The organism is Peribacillus sp. FSL K6-1552, assembly GCF_038005205.1.
GTDB lineage: Bacteria > Bacillota > Bacilli > Bacillales > DSM-1321 > Peribacillus > Peribacillus butanolivorans.
Window position 1 is genome coordinate 202,187 of the sequence record NZ_JBBOST010000001.1, and the last position, 24,228, is coordinate 226,414.

Sequence of the window (24,228 nt, forward strand, 5' to 3'; positions counted from 1 at the left end):
ATCAAACTTTATTAAAAACCAACACCTTAGAATTTATTCTAAGGCACGTTTTTTTATGCTTGTTTTTAGGAATCAGTGAGAGTACATGAATTATTCGGTAATCTCTATTCCTTCATAGTTTTATAGATTCACTTGTTATGCGAAATCCAAATACCAACCATCCTAAGGGTGTTTTGTGCAATGGCGGGACTTATAGAGAAAGGTACTCTAAAGGTTTTTGGAAAATTCCTTTTTCGAGCCATTGCGACAAATAAAGGAATATAAATATTGTTTAGAGGTAAAAGAAATTATTATCACTTTTAAAAATAGGAAAAAGGAATGCCTGGATAGAATCCGGGCTTTTTGTTATGTCAAAAAAATATTATTAGATACCATTTACCTGTTCTGTTCAGGGGGACGTGTAATGAAGATCGACATGCTTCTGTATCTTTTTGAATAAAAATAGGTAAAAAGAAATATGTATTGTTATTTATATTGTGACTATTGTTTAATTAAATAATAATAAATACCTACATAAGCTAAATACTCACCACTTTTAACCGATTAAATATGGGGATACATAAAACAGTATAAGTTAGGTGGAAAACATGATTATTTTGAATGAGCCCATTGTGTCACCAATCTTCTAAAGGTATTAGAGAAACAGCAGATTCCAGTGTTGGAGCATGGGCGATGGAGAAACACACTATCATCAGAAAAGCTAAACATTCAAAAAGATACGGAGTTTTTTAAGTCTATGGAAATGGGCAAAAGGATTCTTACAAACTCTGAGAATGGCATTACATTATTAGGTCATTTTCAACCAAATAGCAATGAATACATATGGTCTAAGCTATTAAAAGATAAGAGTCAGGTTCGTAATCTAACGAAATCATTATATCCTGATTTCTATTTCCAAGAAATTGATCTATCCATAATAAGTGATATGGATAAAAAACAAATTCCGTTTCCTGTGGTTATCAAACCTAATATTGGCTATTCAAGTGTAGGGGTACACAAAGTTAAGAATGAACAGGATTGGGATATAGCCGTAAGCCATTTGAAGGAAGATTTACTGCATTCCGATGGATTGTATGATTCAACCGTAGTAGGTTCTCAGACTGTTTTAATAGAAGAGTGGATTCAGGGAGAGGAATATGCCATTGATGGTTATTTTAATCAGGATGGTGAACCAATTATATTGAACGCGTTTAAACGTTTATTTAAGGATGATTATGATACATCCGATCGAATCTATTACACGTCGAAGATAGCAGTAAATGAAATCTATGATGATGCCCTACAGTTTATGAAGAAAGTCCAAACTGTTCTACCCCTAAGGAATTACCCTGTACACTTTGAGATTCGTAAAAAAGGAGACGGGGTTATTCCCATTGAAATTAATCCCTTGCGTTTTGCGGGAGCGGGCACAACAGATCTAGGGTATCATGCCTATGGGATGAATATGTATGAACACTATTTTTTAGGAACGAAACCTGATTGGAATCGAATATTGGATGAGATGGACGATAATATTTATAGCTTTTTCTTTGCCGAGGTTCCATTGGAAATAAATTTAGAAGATGTTGAACGGATTAATCATATAGGACTTCAAAATGAGTTTGAACATATTTTGGAATATAGGCAGCTTCCTTTTCAACATGATCGAAGTATGGCAATCATCTTTTATAGAAGTGAGGATTTGAACAAAAATCTACAATTGCTTCATTTAGATTTATTTCCTTTTCTAACTATAAAAGAGCTGGCTTTAATCTAAGGAGGATGTAAGGTTGAAAATTTCAAAGCTAAATCCAAAACGATCTTTACTAGCTAAATTATTCGTATTCTACATAATTCCGTTCGTACTATTTGCAGGTGCTATGGATTTTTGTTTTTCATATATTACTAATAATATGATTAATGAAAATGTCCTTCCACAATTTGATGAGCGGCTATCTGAAAATGCCCGCAGTTTGGCTGCAGGCATTGATCCGGATTTGATAGAAAATGCTTCAGATCAGGGAGAAGCTATCTTGGGAAAATTAGATGCCTTCGTTGAAAAGAGAAAAGGCATTGAATATGTTTATGTCCTGAAGCGTGAGAATGGTTCAGATGTCATTGTGGCCTTGAATGGCAGCAAGGATTTTATGGTGGAATCCCCGTTTACACCAGAACAGGCAAAATCGATAAATGGAAAAGAAGAAGTGTTAAGTGAAATCTATAACGATAAATGGGGCACACACAAGTCTTACTTTACACCTATCGAAGGAACGGATGCTATTGTAGGTATTGATATGGATGCTTCGTTTATTCCTGAGATGAAAAGCAAAATGATTGTCTTTAATATTCTATTTTTAATAAGTGCAGTATTATTGGGTGCCATAAGCGCTTATGTTATAGGGAGACAAATTTCCCGTCCTGTTAATGAACTAGTTGGTTTCACGAGTGAAATGGCAGTAGGAAATTTAAGTAAACCTATCACTAGTGTTCGACAAGATGAAATTGGGGATCTATCACACGGGTTTGAAGGTATGCGAGTGAGCTTGTCCCATATTATTCAAAATGTCCGTGAACGTGCTCGAACGATGAATAAAACCACAGTGTCCATTCATCAATCTTTTGAAGAGATGGTAGAATCCTATGATCAGATCGTAACAGGGACAACGGAAGAAGCAAAAGCTTCAGAAGAACGGGCCCACCATATTGACCGAATTTCTAATATGATCAGTGATTTAACGGAAACAATTCGTTTAATGAGCGAGCAAACGAATACAATGAACGAATTTACACTACATACGAACAAACTTGCTGAACAGGGGAGTAAACAAGTACAGGATGTAACGAGTCAGATGGATAAAATTATGGGAAATGGCCAAGCGAGTAAAGCCAATTTGGTGAGCTTGGAAGAGGATGTAGTTAAGATAAATGAAGTGATTGGTTTAATACGAATCATTGCTTCTCAAACGAACCTGCTATCCTTGAATGCTTCCATTGAAGCTGCACGAGCGGGTGATGCAGGCAGAGGTTTTGCTGTAGTTGCCCAAGAAGTGCAAAAACTGGCTGTACAAACAGATGAATCCATTGATGTTATTTCTGAATCTATCATGCGAATTAATGAACAAACCGCAAAGGTTATCCAAAATAATGATGAGAGCTTCCAAGATATATTAAATGGAGTATCCTTAGTGGAGAACAATGGTGAGATTTTCAATAAGATTTTTGATTCTGTAGAAAAACTATTGAAAGGAACAGAACAATTAGCGCACCATTCGCAAAAAATTAATGTATCCTCAGATGAAAGTTTAGCATCTATTCAGGAAATCGCTGCAATCTCAGAAGAGGGAGTAGCAACAACTGAACAAATTTCTGCTGCTGCTATTCAACAAAGTAACATTATGACCGGATTAAAGGCACAGAACAAAGACTTGGCAAAAGAATCAGCCTTATTAGAGGAAATGGTCGAAAAGTTTATTACCGAAAAATAAAAAAGGTAAGATAATCATTTAAAAAAACTCACTGAGAAAGGCGTCAGTGAGTATTTTTATAAATTAATAGGCAGTCCAGCCGGCATCAGCTGTGACAACTGTTCCATTCACGAAGCTCGAGTCATCAGAAGCCAGGAATAAAGCTACTTTAGCAATCTCTGTAGCATCGCCCACACGAGGGTTGACGTTGATTCCAACCATTGCTCTCTCCATACCAAAATCATTTGGCTGATTAATGGTTGTACCGATATTTGTGGCTACGGCCCCTGGGGCAACGGCGTTACAACGGATACCTTTTGTTGCATATTGGAAGCCAACGTTTTTTGTAAAACCCATTACAGCATGTTTAGCAGCAGTGTAGGCAGCACCTGCTCTTGAACCGAATAATCCGCCAGCAGAGGCAATGTTCACAATTACTCCTGCTTCTTTTTCAAGAAAGATTGGAAGGGCTTTTCTTGTTGAGCGCATTACACTCGTTGTATTGATTGCAAATTGCCGTTCCCAATGTTCATCTGTAATTTCAGCAGCTGGAATGAAGTTATCCATGATGCCTGCATTATTTACTAAAATGTCTAGAGTACCATATTTTTCAACAGCAAGGTCGATCATGGCTTGTACGTCCTCTTCTTTAGCAACGTTAGCTAAGATGGAAGCAGCTGTGCCACCGTTTGCTTCGATAACAGAAACGACTGCTTGTGCCGCTTCTAGATTAATATCCGAAACGATTACTTTTGCTCCTTCTTTTGCGTAAAGAACCGCGATTTCTTTCCCCATACCAGATGCAGCGCCTGTAACAACGGCTACTTTCCCTTGTAATTTCATATTTGTTCCCCCAGATTCATAATGTTTAATTACTGGATACTTAATGAACACTTGTTTGTTAACTTTTTATATCTATATTATAATCCCCTATATAAAGAGGTACAATCAGCAAATAAACCAGAATTTGTTTATTAATAGACAAATAAATGAAAGTATGTGCATTAAAATGTGTTGGAGGTTATGAAATGGATAGGCGGGTAAAAAAATCTATAGCTGCATTAAAAGAGGCCCTTATATCTTTAATGGTTGAAAAAGAATTTAGAGAAATAACAATTTCAGAAATCGTACAACGAGCGGATCTTAATCGTGGCACTTTTTATAAGCATTTTCAGTACAAAGAAGACTTGTTTAATGACGTGATTGATGACGTGATGAATGACTTAATTGAATCGTATCAAGCACCTTACAAGACTATTGAGGTTTTGGATATAGAGCGGTTGCAGTCTTCTACTATACGTATTTTTCATCATGTAGAAAATCATAGGACCTTTTACCAAATGATATTGAAGCCAACGGCCTTGTCTGGTTTTCAGAACAGATTGGGGACTGTCATAAAACAATTATCTCTAGAGGACTTATTAGTAGGAAGTGATGACAAAGCCATTAATAAAGACTTACTTGCTAGTTATCATGCTTATTCTATATTGGGAATGATCATACAATGGGTACAGGATGAATTTAAAAATACACCTGAATATATGGCTGAGCAACTTGTTAAAATCATACATTATCGGCCGATAGGAGTAACAGTTCCTAAAAAGTAAAAAAGTGCTTATGTGATCAGACCACTTTAGTATATAGAAGTTGATTGAAGTCGAATTTTAAGAGTATTAAAAATTGCTTGAAAAAAGTTTACTTAAACTATTTGCAATCGCTGCCATTTAATGTTATGCTTAGTCTTAATTATTTTTGTTCGGTACTAAGGATACTAAAAGTACTACTTTTCGTTTTCGATGATGACTTAGAGCAAGGATAGTAATACAATGTGCTTAAATGCACTAGGAGGCAACAACAATGGAACAAGGTAAAGTGAAATGGTTTAACGCAGAAAAAGGTTTTGGATTCATCGAACGCGAAAACGGAGACGACGTATTCGTACATTTCTCAGCTATCCAAAGCGAAGGTTTCAAATCTTTAGACGAAGGTCAAGAAGTTACTTTTGAAGTAGAGCAAGGTCAACGTGGACCTCAAGCTTCTAACGTTCAAAAAGCATAATTTCAAAACAAATAAAGACAGATCCTAGTTATAGGGTCTGTCTTTTTGTTTTGTAAAAAGAAAGTCAAAAAAACCTGCTCAAAGATTGAGCAGGGTAAATGGTACAAGTAAAGTAAAACGCTTAAAAGGTTTGACTAAGTATATCATAGTTTTTCAAAAAAAATACTAAATTAAGTATTTTATTCTATTAAGGCATTGGGATAGGAAAGTACGGAAATCATTAGATTGAAGGGACATGAGGGAAGCTCATATCCTTTCAATCTTTTTTTTCATTAGAAGATGATCAAAGAAAAAATTGATACGATTCAGGGGATATTTGATAAGACATTTTTAAACCATTTTAGAATGAAGCCTTCTATAACACCTATAAAGGTATAGAGATTAATAATACAGAGGTCAGGTTGCCGAAATAGGCACTTTGACCTCTGTTCGTTTATACAACAATAAAATTTATGAGTTATGAACGATTTCTAGTCATGCGTTGATCTGATCTTGGTGTTAGTGGATGAAGTTCAAATTGAAACAAAAGCCAGTGTTTTTCATATATAGTCATATATGCCGCTTTTATCAAGTCTGCTTTGGGGAGGGAGTAAGTTTCTTTTACATTCAAATCTAGGTTTGAATATTCAGCAAATTATGGTATATTATAATCAAACGTATATTTGAATGAAGGAGGTGAGAAGATGGCGGAAATGAAGGATATGTGTGATGTTCACCTGCATGATGAAGTAAAGGTGAACTGCATTCAAGAAGAAATGAGCCAGGTGAATATCTCTAGTATATCGAAGCTGTTTAAAGTTATCGGTGATGAAAACAGAGCGAAAATTGCTTATGCGCTATGTACGGATGAGGAGTTGTGTGTGTGTGATTTGGCGAATATCATTGGTGCCTCAATGGCGACAACCTCACATCATCTTCGTACCCTATATAAACATGCAATCGTAAAATATCGAAAAGAAGGTAAGTTAGCATTTTATTCATTAGATGATCATCATATAAAACAGTTAATTCTTATTGCATTAGAACATCAGCAGGAGGTGAGGGTCGATGGCTGAATCCCAATCAAAAACGTATCGAATTCAAGGTCTATCCTGTACGAATTGTGCGGCTAAGTTTGAAAATAATGTCCGTGACCTTGAGGGAGTGAAAGTTGCCAAAATCAACTTCGGGGCTTCGAAGATTTCGATTCAAGGAAGTACGACAATTGAAGAAATTGAAAAAGCGGGAGCCTTTGATAATCTTAAAATCCGGGATGAACAAGAACAGGTTATGGAAAAGGAACCGTTTTGGAAGCAAAAAGAAAATATTAAAGTAGTGTTTTCTGCTATCCTTCTTTTAATCAGTTGGATATTGGATAAACAATATGGTGATGGAAGCAACATGTCAGTGATTGGCTATGCGGTTGCAATTTTAGTTGGTGGATATTCACTATTTATCAATGGACTGAAAAATCTTGTCAGACTGCGCTTTGATATGCACACCCTAATGACGGTTGCAATTATTGGAGCAGCTGTGCTGGGTGAATGGGGCGAGGGAGCAACAGTCGTTATTCTGTTTGCAATCAGTGAAGCTCTGGAAAAATATTCGATGGATAAAGCCCGGAATTCTATAGAATCATTAATGAATATAGCTCCTAAAGAGGCCTTGATTCGTAGGGGGCATCACGAAATGATGGTTGCTGTTGATGAGATTGAGGTGGGCGACACCATGATTGTCAAACCCGGTCAGAAGCTCGCTATGGACGGCAGGATCACGAAAGGTGCCTCGACACTGAATCAGGCAGCCATTACAGGGGAATCAGAGCCAATATTTAAAACGGTTGAGGGCGAAGTATTTGCTGGAACCTTAAATGGTGAAGGACTGCTGGAAGTGGAGGTCACGAAACGAGTAGAGGATACGACGATTGCAAAAATCATACATCTTGTTGAAGAAGCTCAGGCTGAAAAAGCACCTTCCCAGGCATTTGTTGATAGATTTGCAAAATTCTATACGCCCGCCATTATGCTGATAGCGTTGGCCATTGCCGTTATTCCGCCGCTTGTCATAAACGGGGAATGGAGTGAATGGATTTACCGGGGATTAGCTGTGCTGGTTGTTGGTTGTCCTTGTGCTTTAGTTATCTCTACACCAATTGCAATTGTAACAGCCATCGGAAATGCTGCGAAAAATGGTGTACTGATTAAAGGCGGAGTCCATTTGGAGGAAGCTGGAGCCATAAAGGCGATTGCGTTTGATAAAACAGGTACTTTGACAAAGGGAATACCTGAAGTGACTGATTTCACAGTATTGGTTGACGGGGTAAGTGAACAGGAAGTTCTAGGGATTGCTGCAGCTTTAGAAAGCTGTTCACAACATCCTCTTGCCACGGCCATTCTCCAAAAAGCAGAGAGCCAGAACATGGACTATCACTCTCTTGTGGTTGAGGATTTTACCGCAATCACGGGTAAAGGTATAAAAGGAACAATAAATCGAGAAGTCTATTACATTGGGAAACCACATCTTTTTGAAGAAGAGGGCGGTTTAACCTTTTCTGAAGATGTTCGTATCCAAATAAATGATTATCAAAATGAAGGGAAAACGGTGATGGTGCTTGGCAATCAAATAAAACTCCTTGCACTGATTGCAGTTGCGGACGAAATAAGGGAAAGCAGTAAGGAAGCAATCCGGAAACTGCATGCTCTCGGGATTGAAAAAACGATAATGCTGACCGGGGATAATATCGGAACAGCAAAAGCGATTGGAGCAGAAGCTGGCGTTCATGAGATTCAAGCGGAGCTATTGCCGCAAGATAAACTGGCCTTTATCAAACAATGGAAACAGAAATATAATCGAGTGGCTATGATTGGCGATGGTATCAATGATGCACCGGCTTTAGCGGCTTCCACGGTTGGGATTGCGATGGGGGGAGCGGGGACGGACACCGCCCTTGAAACCGCAGATATTGCCTTAATGGGTGATGACTTATCAAAGCTGCCTTATACGATACGCCTAAGTCGTAAAACGTTAAAAATTATTAAGCAGAACATCACGTTTTCGTTAGCGATTAAGATTCTGGCTTTACTATTGATAGCACCAGGCTGGTTAACACTGTGGATGGCAATTTTTGCAGACATGGGAGCAACGTTATTGGTCACATTGAACAGTCTTAGATTGCTAAGAATAAAAGAGTATTAGAATATGGCTTCCTGGCTCCTTTTAAAGGTGCAAGGAAGCCTTTTCCTTTTCTTGTACTGCTTCAAAATGTTTCATGTGAAACTGATAATTCACATACAGTTCAGAAGTTTTTCCACTCAACAGTAAAGCAATTGAATGGGCGAGTACAACGCCGCGAGATGAAGTGATCGATCGTTACCGAAACCATTATTGAGAAAAGAGGAAGGGATGTACAGAAGCGGTTCGATACTGGAAGAGTCCTGGTATCGTATAAAAAAGGCGCATATATAGCTGAATCTGAATTTCAACTATGGCTCGAGTTGCTTAAGGAAAATGACGAGGTAAAAGAGGGTAAAGTAGAGCGGGACGATTAATAAACGATTGAATTCAATCCTATAAGGTCGAAAGAAAATAAAAGAAACAATAGAATATCAAAAATACCAGGTCTGAATAAGGCCTGGTATTTAATATGTTGAATTTTCTTTTAAGTAAAAGGAATCCTAATAAGAACATTTTTGAATGCAGAGCCAAGCAATCGTTATGCATGATCTATGTAGTGTGCTACAATGTGGCTGACTTTTAATGAGGCATAGGATGATCCTGTGTGATTGTTAAATTGAGTATGGCAGTTACAGGAAGGGATTTGAAAGAATGGAATTAGAGCAAAGGGCAATCTTAGTTGGGGTAAACCTCAATAGCCAAAAGGATTTTGATTATTCAATGGAGGAATTGGCTAATTTAACGGAGGCCTGTGAGGTAGAGGTTGTCGGGACGATCACACAGAATTTGCATCGGGTGAACTCATCACATTTTATCGGAACCGGAAAGATAGAGGAAGTAAAAAATCTTGTGGAGTATAAGGAAGCGAATGTCGTCATCTTTAATGATCAGTTGTCGCCTTCACAACTTCGGAATCTGGAGAGGGACATGGATTGTAAGGTAATTGATCGCACAATCTTGATTCTAGACATTTTTGCACACCGAGCAAAAACAAAGGAAGCTCAGCTTCAGGTAGAAGTGGCAAAACTTCAATATATGCTCCCACGTCTCGTTGGATTAAGGGAGTCATTAGGTCGTCAGAGTGGTGGAGTTGGTACAAACAAAGGTGCTGGGGAAAAGCAGTTAGAGCTTGACCGTAGGAGAATAGAGGAAAATATAAGTGTTTTGAATAAAGAACTGGAAGAACTTGTTGCACACCGTCAAACGCAGAGGAAGCAGCGGAAAAAGAATGCCATCCCAGTCGTTTCTTTAGTCGGTTATACGAATGCAGGGAAATCCTCGATCATGAACGCTTTGATTGAAATGTTTCACCCAACAACCGAAAAGCAGGTTTTGGAAAAGGATATGCTGTTTGCTACGCTTGAGACTTCCGTGCGAAACATTCCTTTGCCGGATAATAAGGAATTTTTACTGACGGACACGGTTGGTTTTGTTTCAAAACTACCGCATCATCTTGTGAAAGCGTTCCGTTCAACCTTAGAAGAAGTGGTCGAAGCGGACTTATTGATTCATGTTGTTGATTTTTCCAATCCCAATTATGAGCAGCAAATAGAGATTACAGATCAAACTTTGAATGATATAGGCATTAAAGAAATTCCAACTATTTTTGCTTATAATAAAGCAGATCTGACTGAAATAGATATCCCGCAGGTGAATCGTGACTCTGTTTATATGTCAGTGAAAAACAAAGTAGGCATACAGGAATTGATCGATCAAATCCGAGGACATGTTTTTGTAGACTATATTCGCTGTGAGATGCTGATTCCGTATGACCAGGGACAGTTGGTATCCTATTTCAATGAGCATGGTCATATAACGGAAACAGAATATGATGAGAATGGATCTAAATTAAAACTTGAGTGCAAGAAAACAGATTATGAAAAATATCATCAATACGTTATTAACTCTAAGTAATCATTTTGTTGATAATATGTGTATAAGTTGTTAGCAAGTTGTTAATGACTGAAAATTCACTATTGAACCTGTGTATAGTTTTTTAAGAAAAGTACAATACTTACTGGAAAACGTTGAAATAACTCAGTATTTCTTGTTATCCACATATTATATTTATGTGGATAACCTGTGAATAAAATTAAAAAGCCCTAGAAAATTGTATTCAATATTTTCTAGGGCTTTTTAATTTGTGGACAAAGTGTTGATAAGTTAGTTTTATTAAAAAAATTCAGTAAGTGTGATGAATATTAAGTAAGGTTTGTAGAAAAATGACGATGTTTATCATTTGTTGTTAGGAAATATCACATGGTTATTACATAGTGCACATTAAACAGTTAACAATATTTTACACTTTGTATAATGTAACTTGCTTTTTATCATTATAAAATAAAGAATACTCAATTTATCTGGTTATTACCAGATTGTGAGTTTTTAAGAACGATTGGGGGGGCTTTTAATGGCCGAAGGAAGCAGAGACCAAGGCGCGATCATCAAGAAAATAAAAGAAAATAATAAACGGAATGTGAGATTATTGGCAATTATATCGTCGTGACTGTCTTTCTAAATAGAACGATGAAGAACGACAGTGGGTTACTGCCATAAATTCTCTAATTGCAAGGATAGGAAATGCTACTTTAGATGAATACATGCAATTCCTCCCTTTTTATTTTTCACAAATAAATTTTTGGAAGGAGAATAGTAGATGAGTATGACGAGTCCGTTAAAAGATGGTCTGGCGATGAACTTTCAGGAAGTGGAGAGGGGGTTAACCCCACGTGAAGCTTTGGAAGAATCGAATCGATGTTTATACTGCTATGATGCCCCATGTATTCAAGCCTGTCCGACAGGGATAGATATTCCAAGTTTTATTAAGAAAATAGCATCAGGGAATTTTAAAGGATCGGCCAAGACGATCATGACAGCCAATCCAGTCGGTGCCAGTTGCGCGCGAGTATGCCCGACAGAAGAATTATGTGAGGGGGCATGTGTCCTAAACCATTCTACAAAGCCAATCATGATTGGCAATCTCCAGCGTTATTCCACAGATTGGGCCATCCAAAATAAACAAGCTCTATTCAAGGCCGGGAAGAAGAATGGCAAAAAGGTTGCCATTGTCGGAAGCGGACCTGCGGGCTTATCTGCAGCAAGGGAATTAGCCTTGCTTGGCTACAGTGTAACCATTTTCGAAGCTGAAAAAAATCCAGGTGGATTAAATACGTACGGTATCGTATCTTTCCGTTTGCCACAGAGCATTTCTTATTGGGAAGTTGAGCAAGTAAAGAGTTTAGATGTTGAAATTAAAACGAATACGAGGGTTGGTGTTGATGTTTCTGCTACCCAGTTAACCACCGACTATGATGCCGTTATTTTGGCGATTGGAATGTCTGATGTTCCAAAACTTGGAATTGAGGGAGAAGACCTGGCTGAAGTATATGATGCAATCGACTTCGTCAAGGCAACGAAAACAGAGGCTATCACTGATAAATTCGTTGGGAAGAAGATGGCGGTCATTGGAGCTGGGAATACAGCGATTGATGCAGCAACCTGTTCTGTACGTCTTGGTGCCGAACAAGTTGGAATTATCTATCGTCGTACCCAGAAGGAAATGACAGCTTACGATTTTGAATATGAGTTTGCTAAACAGGAAGGTGTCGGGTTTCACTGGCTGACGAACCCTTCTAGGATTATTTCAGATAGCAATGGTCAGGTAACGGGTATTGAGTGTGTAAAAATGGTGCTTAGTGAGGCAGGAGAAGATGGTCGCCGTCGTCCAGTGCCGATTTCTGGATCAGAATTTGTTATACCTGTCGATGGCGTTATCCGTGCTATCGGCCAATCTAGATATGTAGGACTGATTGAACAGTTTGGCATTGAGCATGATGGAGGCGTCGTAACATTAGATGGAGACTCATATAAAACGTCGAATGAAAAAGTATTTGCCTGTGGTGACGTTATTTTTGGAAAAGGCCAAGGTGAGGCAATGGTTGTTTCCGCTGCCCAGCAAGGGAAGAAGACAGCCTATGAAATTGACCGAATTTTAATGAGCGAAGCGGTAGATATTGCTTAATAAAAATGAAAATTAGGAGGCTTAACATGGCTGATTTATCAATTGATCTTGCGGGTATTAAATCTCCCAATCCTTTTTGGCTGGCGTCGGCACCACCTACTAATTCGGGGTATCAAGTGCAGCGGGCATTTGAGGCTGGCTGGGGAGGAGCCGTTTGGAAGACGTTGGGAGACCCTATTCTGAATGTCTCATCACGTTTTGCAGCTGTGGGTTTTAATGGCCAGCGAGTAGCTGGTTTCAACAATATTGAATTGATTACGGATCGACCACTTGAGGTGAACTTAAAAGAAATATATGAAACGAAAAAACGTTTCCCTGACCACGCAATCATTGCATCAGTAATGGTCGAACCGCATCAAGATAAGTGGCATGAAATTATCAAACGCATAGAAGACGTGGGGGTTGATGGTTATGAATTGAACTTTGGCTGCCCGCACGGTATGGCTGAGCGGGGTATGGGCGCTGCTTCTGGACAGGTTCCTGAGCTTGTGGAAAAGCAAACATATTGGGCAAAGGAAGCGGCATCGAAACCTGTCATTGTCAAACTTACTCCGAATATAACTGACATCACGGTTACTGCGGAAGCCGCTATACGCGGTGGAGCGGATGCAATTAGTATGATTAATACGATTAACAGCCTGGCGGGAGTGGATATCCATTCATGGAATACGATTCCCCATGTAGGCGGTAAGGGTGCCCATGGCGGGTATTGTGGTCCTGCTGTGAAGCCGATTGCTTTAAATATGGTTGCAGAATGTGCAAGGAATCCACTGATTAATGTTCCGATATCGGGAATCGGTGGAATATCTAATTGGCAGGATACGGTTGAATTTTTATTGATGGGTTCAACGGGGGTACAAATTTGTACCGCTGCCATGCATCACGGTTTTCGAATTGTCGAGGACATGATTGATGGTCTGTCTAATTACCTCGATGAAAAAGGGATATCCTCTGTGATGGATATTGTTGGTAAGTCTGTACCCCGTTATTCCGATTGGGGAAATTTAGATCTTAATTATAAGGTAGTGGCGCGCATTAATAATGATGTGTGCATTAACTGCAATAAATGTCATATTGCATGTGAAGATACTTCACATCAATGTATAGATATGTTAAAAGACCCGTCAGGCAGCTCCTTCTTACGAGTCCGTGAAGAAGATTGTGTCGGATGTAATCTTTGTTCGATTGTATGCCCGGTTGATGGAGCAATCGACATGATTGAACTGACAAGTGATTTGCCTCCAATGACTTGGAATGAACGTCAGGCATTCCTTGGGAACATCGGTAATGAAAGTGTTGATTTCGTAAAATAATGGAGGAGATTATATATGAAGAAGATCATGAAGAAGATTATTAAAAATGGAACAATTGCAACGGCTGCAGATACGTATCAAGCGGATATTTTAATTGAAAATGAAATCATTACAATGATTGGTAAAGACCTTTCAGCAGAGGGAGCGGAAATCATTGATGCAAAAGGCGCGTATATTTTTCCAGGAGGTATTGACCCACATACCCATCTTGATATGCCGTTCGGTGGGACTACAACAAAGGATGATTATGAAACAGGTACGATAGCTGCTGCATATGGAGGTACAACTACGGTCATCGACTTTTGTTTGACCGAAAAAGGGGCGCCATTAAAGAAATCTATAGAAACGTGGCACGAAAAGGCAAGTGAAAAAGCAGCAATAGATTATAGTTTTCATTTAATGATTAGTGAAATTAATGATAAGGTTCTGGCTGAGTTGCCAAGTATCATCGAGAATGAAGGGATTTCTTCGTTTAAAGTGTTTATGGCTTACAAGAATGTTTTTCAAGCCGATGATGCGACACTTTACCGTACACTGCTTCAAGCGAAAGAACTTGGCGCACTTGTCATGGTCCATGCTGAAAATGGTGATGTGATTGATTATTTAACAAAGCAGGCGCTTGCTGAAGGTCATACTGATCCGATTTATCATGCGTTAACAAGGCCTCCGGAACTTGAAGGAGAAGCAACGGGACGAGCAGCCAAGTTGACGGAGATGGCAAACAGTCAGCTTTATGTCGTTCATGTCACATGTGAAGATGCGGTTGAAAAGATTACAGAGGCAAGAAATAAAGGGGTTGATATTTGGGGTGAGACTTGCCCGCAATACTTGGTCCTTGACCAAACCTACCTTGAAAAGCCCAATTTCGAAGGATCTAAATATGTATGGTCTCCACCATTAAGGGAGAAGAGAAATCAGGAAGTACTATGGAACGCTTTAAAAACAGGCCAGTTGCAAACGATAGGCTCCGACCAATGCTCTTTTGATTTTAAAGGTCAAAAAGATCTCGGGCGTGAAGACTTTACGAAAATCCCCAATGGTGGTCCTACAATAGAAGACCGAATGAGTATTCTGTTTTCGGAAGGAGTCAAGAAAGAGCGTATCACCTTGAATCAATTCGTGGACATCACTTCAACCCGGTCAGCCAAACTTTTTGGATTGTTCCCTAAAAAAGGAACGATTGCTGTAGGATCAGATGCGGATATTGTCATCTTTGATCCAAAGGTGGAGCGGACTATTTCTGCAGATACTCATCATATGGCTGTCGATTATAATGCGTTTGAGGGAATGAAAATAACAGGTGAACCGGTTTCTGTTTTATCACGCGGTCAATTTGTCATTAGAGAAAAGCAATTTGTAGGTGAGGCTGGAAAAGGGCAATTCTTGAAACGGGCTAAATATAACACGTCGCTGGAGTCGGATACAGAGCAAAAGCTTCCTGTCTAAAACGTCTGTAAAGAAAAACAAGCAAATTAATATTGGGGGATTTTATATGAGTGAGAAGAAAGATTATTTAAAGTCTCCCGATTTGCTGCCTATACCTCATAGTGAGAAGAACATAAGTGCAGCCGGTTTTGGATTTATTTGGGTAGGAATGGCTGTAGTATTGGCTGCCTTTGCAATTGGCGGTAACGGTGTACAAAGCTTAGCGCTTGGTTGGGTCGTGCTGGCAACGGTCATTGCTTGTGTAGTTCTTGGCTTTTTGATGACAATGACAGGAGATATCGGGGTTGAGCATGGCATCTCTTTCCCAGTCTATATGAGGGCGCCATTCGGTACGATTGGTACCCATATTCCATCGGTTGTTAGGGGGTTTGTTGCCTCATGCTGGTTTGGTCTTAACACCTACTTCGGTGCAACTGCAATGAATGCAATCTTTGCAACCCTTTTTAACTTTGATAATTGGTTTATCTGCTTCCTCATTTTTGCCGTTTTACAATTAGTTAACACGGCAATGGGAATCAAGTCGATTGAACGTTTTGCTGACTTAGCAGCACCAGTCATCATCTTGATTTCAGGCTGGATGTATTTTACTCTTTCCGATCAAGCTGTGGCCCAAGGAAGAGATGTATGGACCTGGATTGAAAGTCCGGTAACTGGAGGTGCAGCGGCAACGGCTTTCATGGTCGTCATAATGGCTAATATGGGATTTTGGGGTACGTTGGCGGCGGATATGCCGACACTTTCTCGTTATATCAAGGCACCTAAAAATGAAAAAAATTGGTTCAGGCGCAATAAGGGGCAGATTATTGGGAATATTATTACCTATCCCATTACTCAGACGTTCATGGTTATTATCGGAGGGGTTTCTTACATGGCTGTTTCCAATTATGATCCCGTCGTTGCTATACAAGGATCGGCAAGTGGAATTGCTCTTGGAGTCCTTTTAATCATGATAGTTTTTGCTCAATGGTCGACGAATACTACTGCCAATGTAATCCCGGCAGCTACCATTTTCTCAAATATCATGGGTCCTAAAATGCCTTTTTGGGCGGGAGTTGTTGTCGCCGGGTTTATTGGAATCGTAGTTCAGCCATGGAGCTTGTTCGGCATAATAATAGAAGTTTTGTTAATTGTAGGTGGAGTTTTAGCATCTATTGTTGGCATCCTGGTGGCTGATTATTATTTCCTTCGTAAACGACGTGTTAATGTACCAGAACTATATGAAAGTGAAGGTCAATATAAATACTTGAATGGTGTGAATTGGGCGGGAATCATTTCTTGGGCGATTGGTGGAATAGGTGCCACAGTTTTTTCAAACTATTCGTTTATTGTGGGATTCGTGCTTGGTAGCGCAAGTTATTATGTATTGGCAAAATTTTGGTGGTTTAAGAAATATGAACAAGCTGAAATTATTGACCCAAGTGATGAGAAATATTTAGGTATTTCAATAGGGAGGGATTGGAAAATCGAAAAGGAATTAGAAATTGAAAAAGAATTGGTTATTACGACTGCTACTGGCGGGGAGAATGTGTAAAAAAGGGGGAGTAGAAATGTCCGAATATCAAGAGTATCGCTTAGAAAGGGAACAAATTGATTTTTTACTTGAAAGAGGATATCGAATCACCCGAGTCTCGGAAAATTTAAGTGGGGCTTTTCTCGATTTCGAACTGATAGAAGGTACGAAGCAGGAATGGAAGCAGTTGAATATCAAAACCCCGGAAGGAAGAAAATACTTCTCAACATTGCTTTTCAGGAAGTTGCATTAAAATTCACTTATAAATTTGAAATGCTGGCCTATTCGTTAAATGAATAGGCCACTTTTGTGTAGCTGTCTTGAATCAAAGTTCGAGAATGCTTTTAAACCTAAGAAATCAATATTGTTGGCTTTCTGATAGAAATGATAAGATAGATAGCCAATAGATATAGATAATCAATGTAGAATTTGAGTTCATAGCATCATTTTGAACATAAGTGATGAATTTTTTGTTGAATTTTGACGTTAGATTTTCTGACAAGTGTCTGGAGATTTATAGACTGTCCGTTTATAATAGATTTTATAGCAGTTTTATAGAAGGATGGTGGATGGATGAATGAATACTTCGATTACAATCGAGGAAATTCTAACGCGCAGGCATTTTAATCAGACGGATATAATCGCCGGCAGCAGTGGAATAAAGCGTCAAGTGAAATGGGTCCACTGCATGGAAGTCACCCAAATCAGCCATTTGTTAAATGGAAATGAACTGATTCTGACCACCGGTTTGGGGTGGAAAGATTGTGATAGCACATTTCTTTCCTATTTAAATCAGCTAATTCAATGTAATGCAGCAGGACTGTGTATAGAGATAGGTACCCGCACCATGGCAATTCCCCAATGTGCGATAGATCTTGCAGATGAACACCAATTCCCTATCATCCTATTTCATCAAGAAGTTCCATTCGTAGAAATTACTCAGGATATTCATTCCCTAATCATTAATAAACAATATCAAATGATCTCCAACTTAGAGAACTACTCCCAGCAGCTAAATAAAAATCTCCTCGAAATTGACCATTATGAATCAATTCTAAAATTTCTCCATAACTATTTAAATGTACAGGTTATTCTTATCTTTAATGAAAACGATATAGCCAGTATTCCAAAAATAAAGAAAAAAATAACCTATCAAATGTTAGTGGAAGTAAATGAAGAAAAGAGAACTTTGAACAAAACCGTTCTTAGACAACCGATTCAAGTGCTCGGTGAGAATTATGCGGAACTGCTCATTTGCAGTAGCGATAGAGAGTTGACGGATTTTGATTCACTGATCTTGGATCGGACAGCCACTGCTTTGGCTCAGCATCTATTACGGGAATTATATATAGAAGAAAAGAAAATGTCAGAAGAAAGCAAATGGCTGACAAACTGGATTGAAGGGGAGTATAGCGACGAAGCAATCCGTGAGCGGCTTTCCTATATTGATCCGAAAATGCAGCTAGATGGCGGGATTGTTTGCATTTGCAAACAACATCCGCGGTATAATAAAAGTTCGGCAAAATTAGATGGAACCTATTTTAAGATAATGTTTAGGACAGTTTTTGAACAATATGGCTTTCAGATTTTCTCTATGGAAATTCATCAGCACCTTGTCTTCATCCTAGGCGATAATCGTTCATCCGAAGATTGGAAAGGAAGGGTGACAAGTGCCTTGGATCGTATTATGAAAATGGATGTCAGCGGACGTAATCGTATGAGCCTGCTTACTATTGGGTTTGGAAAACACGTTCAAAAGTTAAGTGAGATTTATAAAAGTTATGAAACGGCTCGTGAGACTTTATTGCTTCAGGATACCTTACCAGAGGAGAACAGAAGCTTTTTTTATCAGGACTTACATATGTATCGTATGATTTCTCTAATCAATAAGCATGGTAATTTGGAAGAAACCGTTCATGAATATTTAGGTCCTGTTATCGAATATGACAAACAAAATAACGGTGAATTGATGCCTACCCTGAAGACCTATCTCGCTTGTAATGGATCGAAACAGGAAACTTCAAAACAACTATTTATTGTCCGGCAAACACTGTACCATCGGCTAGAAAAATTAGAAAAACTATTAGGGTCAAATTTTATGCGCTCAGATCAACGCCTGGGCATCGAATTCATGATTTTTGCCTTGGATTACTTACAGAACAGTAGTAGTAAGACTAGTGGGAAATATATGGATAAATATGTGGGTAAATAGAAAAAAAAACCAAGGGTGTTCAAAGGACATCCTTTTTATAATGCACTGAAAGGGAGTTGGAGTGGCAAGTTAATATATTGGTGATTTATCGGAAATGTACTGACATCAAAAAGTTGGCCTTTACAGCTTCTTGATGTCAGTATCTTTTTTTAATATTCATCTTTTTTGGAAAGGCAGTGGTCACATTCCATGAGGTAAGATTCAGCTTGTTCAGTGATTTGATCACCACACTCGGGACATTGTTTAGGTGGCAGGGTTCTAAAGAACTCCAACGGATTTTTAGTTTGCATGATAGTTTCCCCCTTTTAATTGTTTAGTAGTCTTCGCGTTTAGAAAGGCAGTGGTCACATTCCATGAGGTAAGATTCAGCTTGTTCAGTGATTTGATCACCACACTCGGGACATTGTTTAGGTGGCAGGGTTCTAAAGAACTCCAACGGATTTTTAGTTTGCATGATAGTTTCCCCCTTTTAATTGTTTAGTAGTCTTCGCGTTTAGAAAGGCAGTGGTCACATTCCATTAAGTAAGATTCAGCTTGTTCAGTGATTTGATCACCGCACTCGGGACATTGTTTAGGTGGCAGGGTTCTAAAGAACTCCAACGGATTTTTAGTTTGCATGATGGTTTCCTCCTTTAAATGGTTTAGTAGTCTTCGCGTTTAGAAAGGCAGTGGTCACATTCCATTAAGTAAGATTCAGCTTGTTCAGTGATTTGATCACCGCACTCGGGACATTGTTTAGGTGGCAGGGTTCTAAAGAACTCTAACGGATTTTTAGTTTGCATGTGGTTTCCTCCTTTTAATTTGGTTAAACTAGTCTTCACGTTTGGTAAGACAGCGGTCACATTCCATTAAGTAGGACTCAGCATGTTCGACAATATGATCACCGCACTCAGGGCAATGTTTAGCAGGGATATTGTTGAAAAATTCAATGGGTTTTTTCGTTTGCATGATTATTTCCTCCTTTTTATATTTTTTCTTAAAATGATTTATTCTTCACGTTTAGAAAGGCAGCGATCGCATTCCATCAGATAGGAATCTGATTGTTCAACAAGTGTTTCACCACATTCCGGGCAATGTTTAAATGAATGGTTTATTAATAAACTTGATTGATTTGTTTGCATGTCTCGCTCCTCCTCTATATAGTACAGTTATTGTTGTTTGCCTGTTGTTATAATACAGTATATACCCGAAATTGGAAAATGTATAGGTATTTTACAGAAAATTTAAAAAATATTTCAGATTGAGCACAAAAACCCTATAGGAATAGGGTTTTTGTTAATATTTTTTTGGATCATTTATTAAAAAAAGTGAAAATCTGAAGAAATATATAGGTTGAGAAGTGAGGAAAATTAAGAGCGAACGAAAGGTTTTGCAATATTCAATGAAACGAAATAGTGTTTTATGTAACAGATTGAAGTACAGATAAATTACACAAAAAACAAATTGATGGCTAACCTGTTTCTATTTCTATATGTCTTTTAGCTGCTTGCTCTAAAATGTCGGTAAGTTCTTAAGACAGCAGTTAATATATGAAAGTTCCTGTGCAGGACTAATGAATATAACTTTTTCTCCTTTAAGCACCGATAAGCAAAAAACAGAGTGAATACTAGAAATATGAAACGATGGCTTGCATTCTCAACTTGTTAAAGTACGGCGGAAAATATCATCGTAAAGAAGGAAAGTATCTGACTTGTCAGTAGTGTTTCGTTCTTTTTTTCGTGACCAGATACTTTTGATTCAAAAAAATGAATATTAAGCTCCTGAAAAGAGGGTGTGCGGTTTTAGTACTTTAGTAAAGAGGTAACTTGGTAGTAGAAGTACATTAATGGGAGGTCGCATATGTCAAAAGTGATGATTATCATAAATCCATCTTCAGGGAAGGAAAAGGCAGGACAGATTTTGCCGAATGCAGAAAGGGTACTAAGGTGTATCTATGATCAAGTGATTGTTCGTAAAACGGAAGTCGAAGGTGATGCTATGGAGTTTGCTAAGGAATCCTGTGCAGAAAAATTTGATGCTGTCATTTCGATGGGGGGAGATGGAACAGTAAATGAGACAGTGAATGGGTTGGCCGAACAGAAGCATCGGCCTGTTTTCGGCATCATTCCACTAGGAACAGTAAATGATTTCGCTAGGTCTCTTGGCATACCTATGGATCCTGATAAATCCATAGAGATGTTAAATGAAGCACAGATTAAGGATGCTGACATCGGGAAGATCAATGATCGTTATTTCATGAATGTGCTGGCGGTCGGTGCAATTGCCGAGGCTACCTATAATGTGACCGTTGAGAAAAAAACTCGTCTGGGCTCACTTGCTTATTTTATAGAAGGAGCAAAAACATTAGTCAAAAAGACTCCGTTTCCTTTAACTGTTGAACATGATCAGGGAAGGTGGTTGGGAGAGGCTTATTTATTAATTGCCACGATGACTAATTCAGTCGGCGGTTTCGAACAACTTGCACCCGAGGCGGAAGTAAATGATGGAAAGTTGCACACATTTATTATTAAAGATTTATCCCTTCCTCTTATTATCAAGATTATTCCGAGTTTAATAAAGGGCGAGATAAAGGGACACGAAGAAGTAGAATATATTCAAACTTCTAAGCTGCATTTATCTACATCAGAGGAACTTGCAATCAATATTGATGGCGATGAAGGGTGTCTTTTACCTATTCAGGCAAATGTGTTGCACAAACACCTTCGTCTTTTTGTTCCGCGAACAATATGAATGTATAGGTATAGAAGTCGAGTACACTAATCGGAAAAAGCTGATAGGGTAAATGTCGCCAATCACCTCAATATTCAACTTTATCTATCCCGCAACGTGAGGGTCCCTTGCTTTTATAAAAAGGTATCATTATTCCGGGTGCTTCTAGGAAATAATAGTTATTGAATGAATGAAGGGGTATATATATGGTACGCTTATAGTTATGAAAATAGATGAGAGAGGATGTTTGATGTTTGTATGGAGTTTTTTCTTGTTATATTAGCCCTTCTAATATTAATTGGAATGTCTAATGTAATTAACCATTTTATACCCTTTATACCTGTACCGTTAATTCAAATAACGCTGGGTGTTGTGCTGGCGCTTTTACCTTTTGGTATCCACGTAGAGATGGAGACAGAGCTGTTTTTGCTGTTATTTATCGCACCTCTTTTATTCAACGATGGGAAGAATGTGCCCCGTACAGCCCTATGGAGGCTGAGAGCGCCTATTCTCATGCTTGCATTAGGCCTAGTATTCATAACGGTTTGGGCAGGAGGTTATCTAATCAACTGGATGATTCCTTCGATTCCACTGCCGGCTGCATTTGCTTTAGCTGCCATTTTATCACCTACCGATGTAGTGGCAGTCAGCGCTTTGGCGAGCCGCGTTAAGCTGCCGAAGAGCATAATGCATCTTCTTGAAGGCGAAGGGTTAATGAATGATGCTTCAGGTCTTGTGGCCTTTAAATTTGCTGTTGCAGCTACAGTCACTGGTGTTTTCTCCTTAGTGGACGCAACGTTCAGTTTCATATGGATTGCGACTGGTGGTTTTGTAGGTGGAGCAATTATTGCCTTCATCATTATCAGGCTCCGTGTATTTCTTCGCCGTTTAGGAATGGAAGATGTTACGATGCACATGTTAATCCAAATCCTGACTCCTTTTATTATTTTCCTCGCTGTGGAACATTTCCACCTTTCTGGGATTTTAGCAGTTGTGGCTGGGGGTATTGTCCATGCCATTGAACGGGATCGGGAATTATCACCGACGGTAGAACTGCAGGTTGTTTCAAAGAGTACATGGTCTGTCATTTTGTATGTACTAAATGGACTTGTGTTTGTATTACTTGGCCTGCAAATTCCAAGCGTGGCGAAAACTATATTTGAAGATCCAGCTTTCAATAATGGACAAGTGATTATTTATATTGTGATTATTACACTGTTCCTTTTTGCTTTACGATTCATTTGGCTTATCGCAGCTTGGTCGATTGGCTGGATCACAAAAAAAGCTGGAGCCCAAAAACCAGACTTGAAAGCGGCCGGAATCATTACCATTTCCGGAGTAAGAGGAGCGGTAACATTAGCTGGATCATTTTCGATTCCATACGTATTGGCAGATGGAAGTCCTTTCCCAGAGCGCTCGTTAATCATCTTTATTGCAGCAGGAGTTATACTATTGACCTTGATTGTTGCGAGTGTATTTCTACCTATTGTAGCAAGATCAGAAGAAGTGGAAATCGTAGATAAGCAGGCTGATAAAACAAAATCGGCTACCATTCACACACATCAAGCGGCGATTCGAGTTGTAGAATCCCAAATGACAGATGAAAACCGAGAAGCGGCTTTATCGATCATTTCAAGATATCATACGAAAATCAACGCACTGTCCTATGTAGAACAAGAGAAAGAGCCTGCTGCACTAAGAGAAGAAGAAAGGGTTCTTCGCTTTAAAGCTCTTGAGGCAGAGCAAAGATTCCTAGATAAACTTATTAAAGATGAGAAAGTGGACCGAGAAACGGCATTTATATGCAAGGAATATATTCAACGTATGGAAGGCGCGGTCACAAACCGAATGAAATTCCGTTTTTTCAGGGCAGTAACACTTTTTAGAAGAAGTATGTTGCGAGTTTTTAAATTATTTTTCCCTAATAAAAATGAAATAAGAAGAATCAATATAGAGAGATTGGAAAAGGTAAGAGACCTTAAAATCAGGATGTATAAAGCTGCCATCCAAGAGATCCAAGCCGGGATTACTTCTGAAAGCCATGAGACGTCTTCCATGATTATTGAAGAGTATAAAGTGCTTATTTTAAGATGCAAACGAGAAAATAGAGGCCGTGTTCCCAGTAAAATGGTCGAATATGAAAGAGAGCTATTCTATAAAGCGATTCAGGCAGAGCGTGACGAAGTACAGGATATGTTTGAAAAACGACAAATTTCCCGTGATGTCGCCAATATACTCCGCCAGCAAATCAATTTACGTGAAGCACTAACAATCAATGAAAACACTCACTGAATATATGAAGAAGCGCTGCCGATATCTTCGGCAGCGCTTCTTCAGTTAGTGGAGGGATTTTCGGAGGAAGT

The 24,228-nt window shown here is 38.8% G+C and carries 22 protein-coding genes; 15 read left to right on the forward strand and 7 right to left on the reverse strand.

Going from position 1 to position 24,228, the window contains the following annotated elements:
• The first annotated feature begins 736 nt into the window (after positions 1–736).
• Both NST21_RS01095 and NST21_RS01100 read left to right on the forward strand, forming a co-directional pair.
• A complete protein-coding gene (locus NST21_RS01095) occupies positions 737–1,756 on the forward strand; it encodes an ATP-grasp domain-containing protein (RefSeq protein ID WP_340887326.1) in 1,020 nt (339 codons plus the stop codon).
• 13 nt (positions 1,757–1,769) lie between these two features.
• Positions 1,770–3,464, forward strand: coding sequence for a methyl-accepting chemotaxis protein (locus NST21_RS01100; RefSeq protein ID WP_340887327.1), 1,695 nt, complete (start codon positions 1,770–1,772; stop codon positions 3,462–3,464).
• A gap of 63 nt (positions 3,465–3,527) precedes the next feature.
• Here the strand turns inward: NST21_RS01100 and NST21_RS01105 are convergent, their stop codons facing one another.
• The gene (locus tag NST21_RS01105; RefSeq protein ID WP_056525958.1) at positions 3,528–4,286 is read right to left on the reverse strand and encodes an SDR family oxidoreductase; all 759 of its coding nucleotides are present in this window, start codon (positions 4,284–4,286) and stop codon (positions 3,528–3,530) included.
• Positions 4,287–4,471: 185 nt separating this feature from the next.
• On the opposite strand from NST21_RS01105, the gene NST21_RS01110 reads away from it, so the two are divergent.
• The 11 genes from NST21_RS01110 to NST21_RS01160 all read left to right on the forward strand — a co-directional run bounded on the left by NST21_RS01110 (position 4,472) and on the right by NST21_RS01160 (position 19,156).
• Positions 4,472–5,050 carry a TetR/AcrR family transcriptional regulator gene (locus NST21_RS01110; RefSeq protein ID WP_056525955.1) on the forward strand — a complete coding sequence of 193 codons (579 nt, stop codon included), beginning with the start codon at positions 4,472–4,474 and terminating at the stop codon, positions 5,048–5,050.
• A gap of 250 nt (positions 5,051–5,300) precedes the next feature.
• Positions 5,301–5,501 carry a cold-shock protein gene (locus NST21_RS01115; protein WP_034304915.1) on the forward strand — a complete coding sequence of 67 codons (201 nt, stop codon included), beginning with the start codon at positions 5,301–5,303 and terminating at the stop codon, positions 5,499–5,501.
• A gap of 692 nt (positions 5,502–6,193) precedes the next feature.
• Positions 6,194–6,556 carry an ArsR/SmtB family transcription factor gene (locus tag NST21_RS01120; RefSeq protein WP_376107593.1) on the forward strand — a complete coding sequence of 121 codons (363 nt, stop codon included), beginning with the start codon at positions 6,194–6,196 and terminating at the stop codon, positions 6,554–6,556.
• Positions 6,549–8,675, forward strand: a complete 2,127-nt coding sequence (locus NST21_RS01125; protein ID WP_340887328.1) for a heavy metal translocating P-type ATPase — start codon at positions 6,549–6,551, stop codon at positions 8,673–8,675. Before NST21_RS01120 ends, NST21_RS01125 begins: the two co-directional genes overlap by 8 nt.
• A gap of 630 nt (positions 8,676–9,305) precedes the next feature.
• Positions 9,306–10,568, forward strand: a complete 1,263-nt coding sequence (gene hflX / locus NST21_RS01130; protein WP_340887329.1) for a GTPase HflX — start codon at positions 9,306–9,308, stop codon at positions 10,566–10,568.
• A gap of 748 nt (positions 10,569–11,316) precedes the next feature.
• Positions 11,317–12,675: an NAD(P)-dependent oxidoreductase gene (locus tag NST21_RS01135; protein ID WP_340892435.1), complete on the forward strand. Its 1,359-nt coding sequence runs from the start codon at positions 11,317–11,319 to the stop codon at positions 12,673–12,675.
• Positions 12,676–12,701: 26 nt separating this feature from the next.
• Complete coding sequence (gene preA, locus NST21_RS01140; RefSeq protein ID WP_098176677.1) at positions 12,702–13,988, forward strand: NAD-dependent dihydropyrimidine dehydrogenase subunit PreA; 1,287 nt, start codon at positions 12,702–12,704, stop codon at positions 13,986–13,988.
• Positions 13,989–14,015: 27 nt separating this feature from the next.
• The gene (gene hydA / locus NST21_RS01145) at positions 14,016–15,434 is read left to right on the forward strand and encodes a dihydropyrimidinase (RefSeq protein WP_340892436.1); all 1,419 of its coding nucleotides are present in this window, start codon (positions 14,016–14,018) and stop codon (positions 15,432–15,434) included.
• 46 nt (positions 15,435–15,480) lie between these two features.
• A complete protein-coding gene (locus tag NST21_RS01150) occupies positions 15,481–16,965 on the forward strand; it encodes an NCS1 family transporter (protein WP_098176678.1) in 1,485 nt (494 codons plus the stop codon).
• 16 nt (positions 16,966–16,981) lie between these two features.
• Positions 16,982–17,197 (forward strand): hypothetical protein, encoded by a 216-nt coding sequence (locus NST21_RS01155; RefSeq protein ID WP_053348238.1) that lies wholly within the window; start codon positions 16,982–16,984, stop codon positions 17,195–17,197.
• A gap of 324 nt (positions 17,198–17,521) precedes the next feature.
• Positions 17,522–19,156, forward strand: coding sequence for a PucR family transcriptional regulator (locus tag NST21_RS01160; protein ID WP_340887330.1), 1,635 nt, complete (start codon positions 17,522–17,524; stop codon positions 19,154–19,156).
• A 149-nt stretch (positions 19,157–19,305) separates the two neighbouring features.
• Here the strand turns inward: NST21_RS01160 and yhfH (NST21_RS01165) are convergent, their stop codons facing one another.
• From yhfH (NST21_RS01165) to yhfH (NST21_RS01190), 6 genes are read right to left on the reverse strand one after another with little or no spacing between them, the layout of a single operon-like run.
• Positions 19,306–19,446 (reverse strand): protein YhfH, encoded by a 141-nt coding sequence (yhfH, locus tag NST21_RS01165; protein WP_082527586.1) that lies wholly within the window; start codon positions 19,444–19,446, stop codon positions 19,306–19,308.
• 23 nt (positions 19,447–19,469) lie between these two features.
• Positions 19,470–19,610, reverse strand: a complete 141-nt coding sequence (yhfH, locus tag NST21_RS01170; RefSeq protein ID WP_082527583.1) for a protein YhfH — start codon at positions 19,608–19,610, stop codon at positions 19,470–19,472.
• Positions 19,611–19,633: 23 nt separating this feature from the next.
• Positions 19,634–19,774, reverse strand: coding sequence for a protein YhfH (gene yhfH, locus NST21_RS01175; protein WP_082527583.1), 141 nt, complete (start codon positions 19,772–19,774; stop codon positions 19,634–19,636).
• 23 nt (positions 19,775–19,797) lie between these two features.
• Entirely contained in the window at positions 19,798–19,938 is a 141-nt protein-coding gene (yhfH, locus tag NST21_RS01180) for a protein YhfH (protein WP_082527583.1), read from the reverse strand.
• A 28-nt stretch (positions 19,939–19,966) separates the two neighbouring features.
• Entirely contained in the window at positions 19,967–20,104 is a 138-nt protein-coding gene (yhfH, locus tag NST21_RS01185) for a protein YhfH (RefSeq protein WP_082527582.1), read from the reverse strand.
• 38 nt (positions 20,105–20,142) lie between these two features.
• On the reverse strand, positions 20,143–20,277 hold the full coding sequence (gene yhfH, locus NST21_RS01190; protein WP_082527581.1) for a protein YhfH: 135 nt from the start codon (positions 20,275–20,277) through the stop codon (positions 20,143–20,145).
• 718 nt (positions 20,278–20,995) lie between these two features.
• Here yhfH (NST21_RS01190) and NST21_RS01195 point away from each other — a divergent pair.
• Positions 20,996–21,886, forward strand: coding sequence for a diacylglycerol/lipid kinase family protein (locus NST21_RS01195; RefSeq protein WP_340887331.1), 891 nt, complete (start codon positions 20,996–20,998; stop codon positions 21,884–21,886).
• A gap of 237 nt (positions 21,887–22,123) precedes the next feature.
• On the forward strand, positions 22,124–24,157 hold the full coding sequence (locus NST21_RS01200; protein WP_340887332.1) for a Na+/H+ antiporter: 2,034 nt from the start codon (positions 22,124–22,126) through the stop codon (positions 24,155–24,157).
• Positions 24,158–24,228 lie beyond the last annotated feature (71 nt).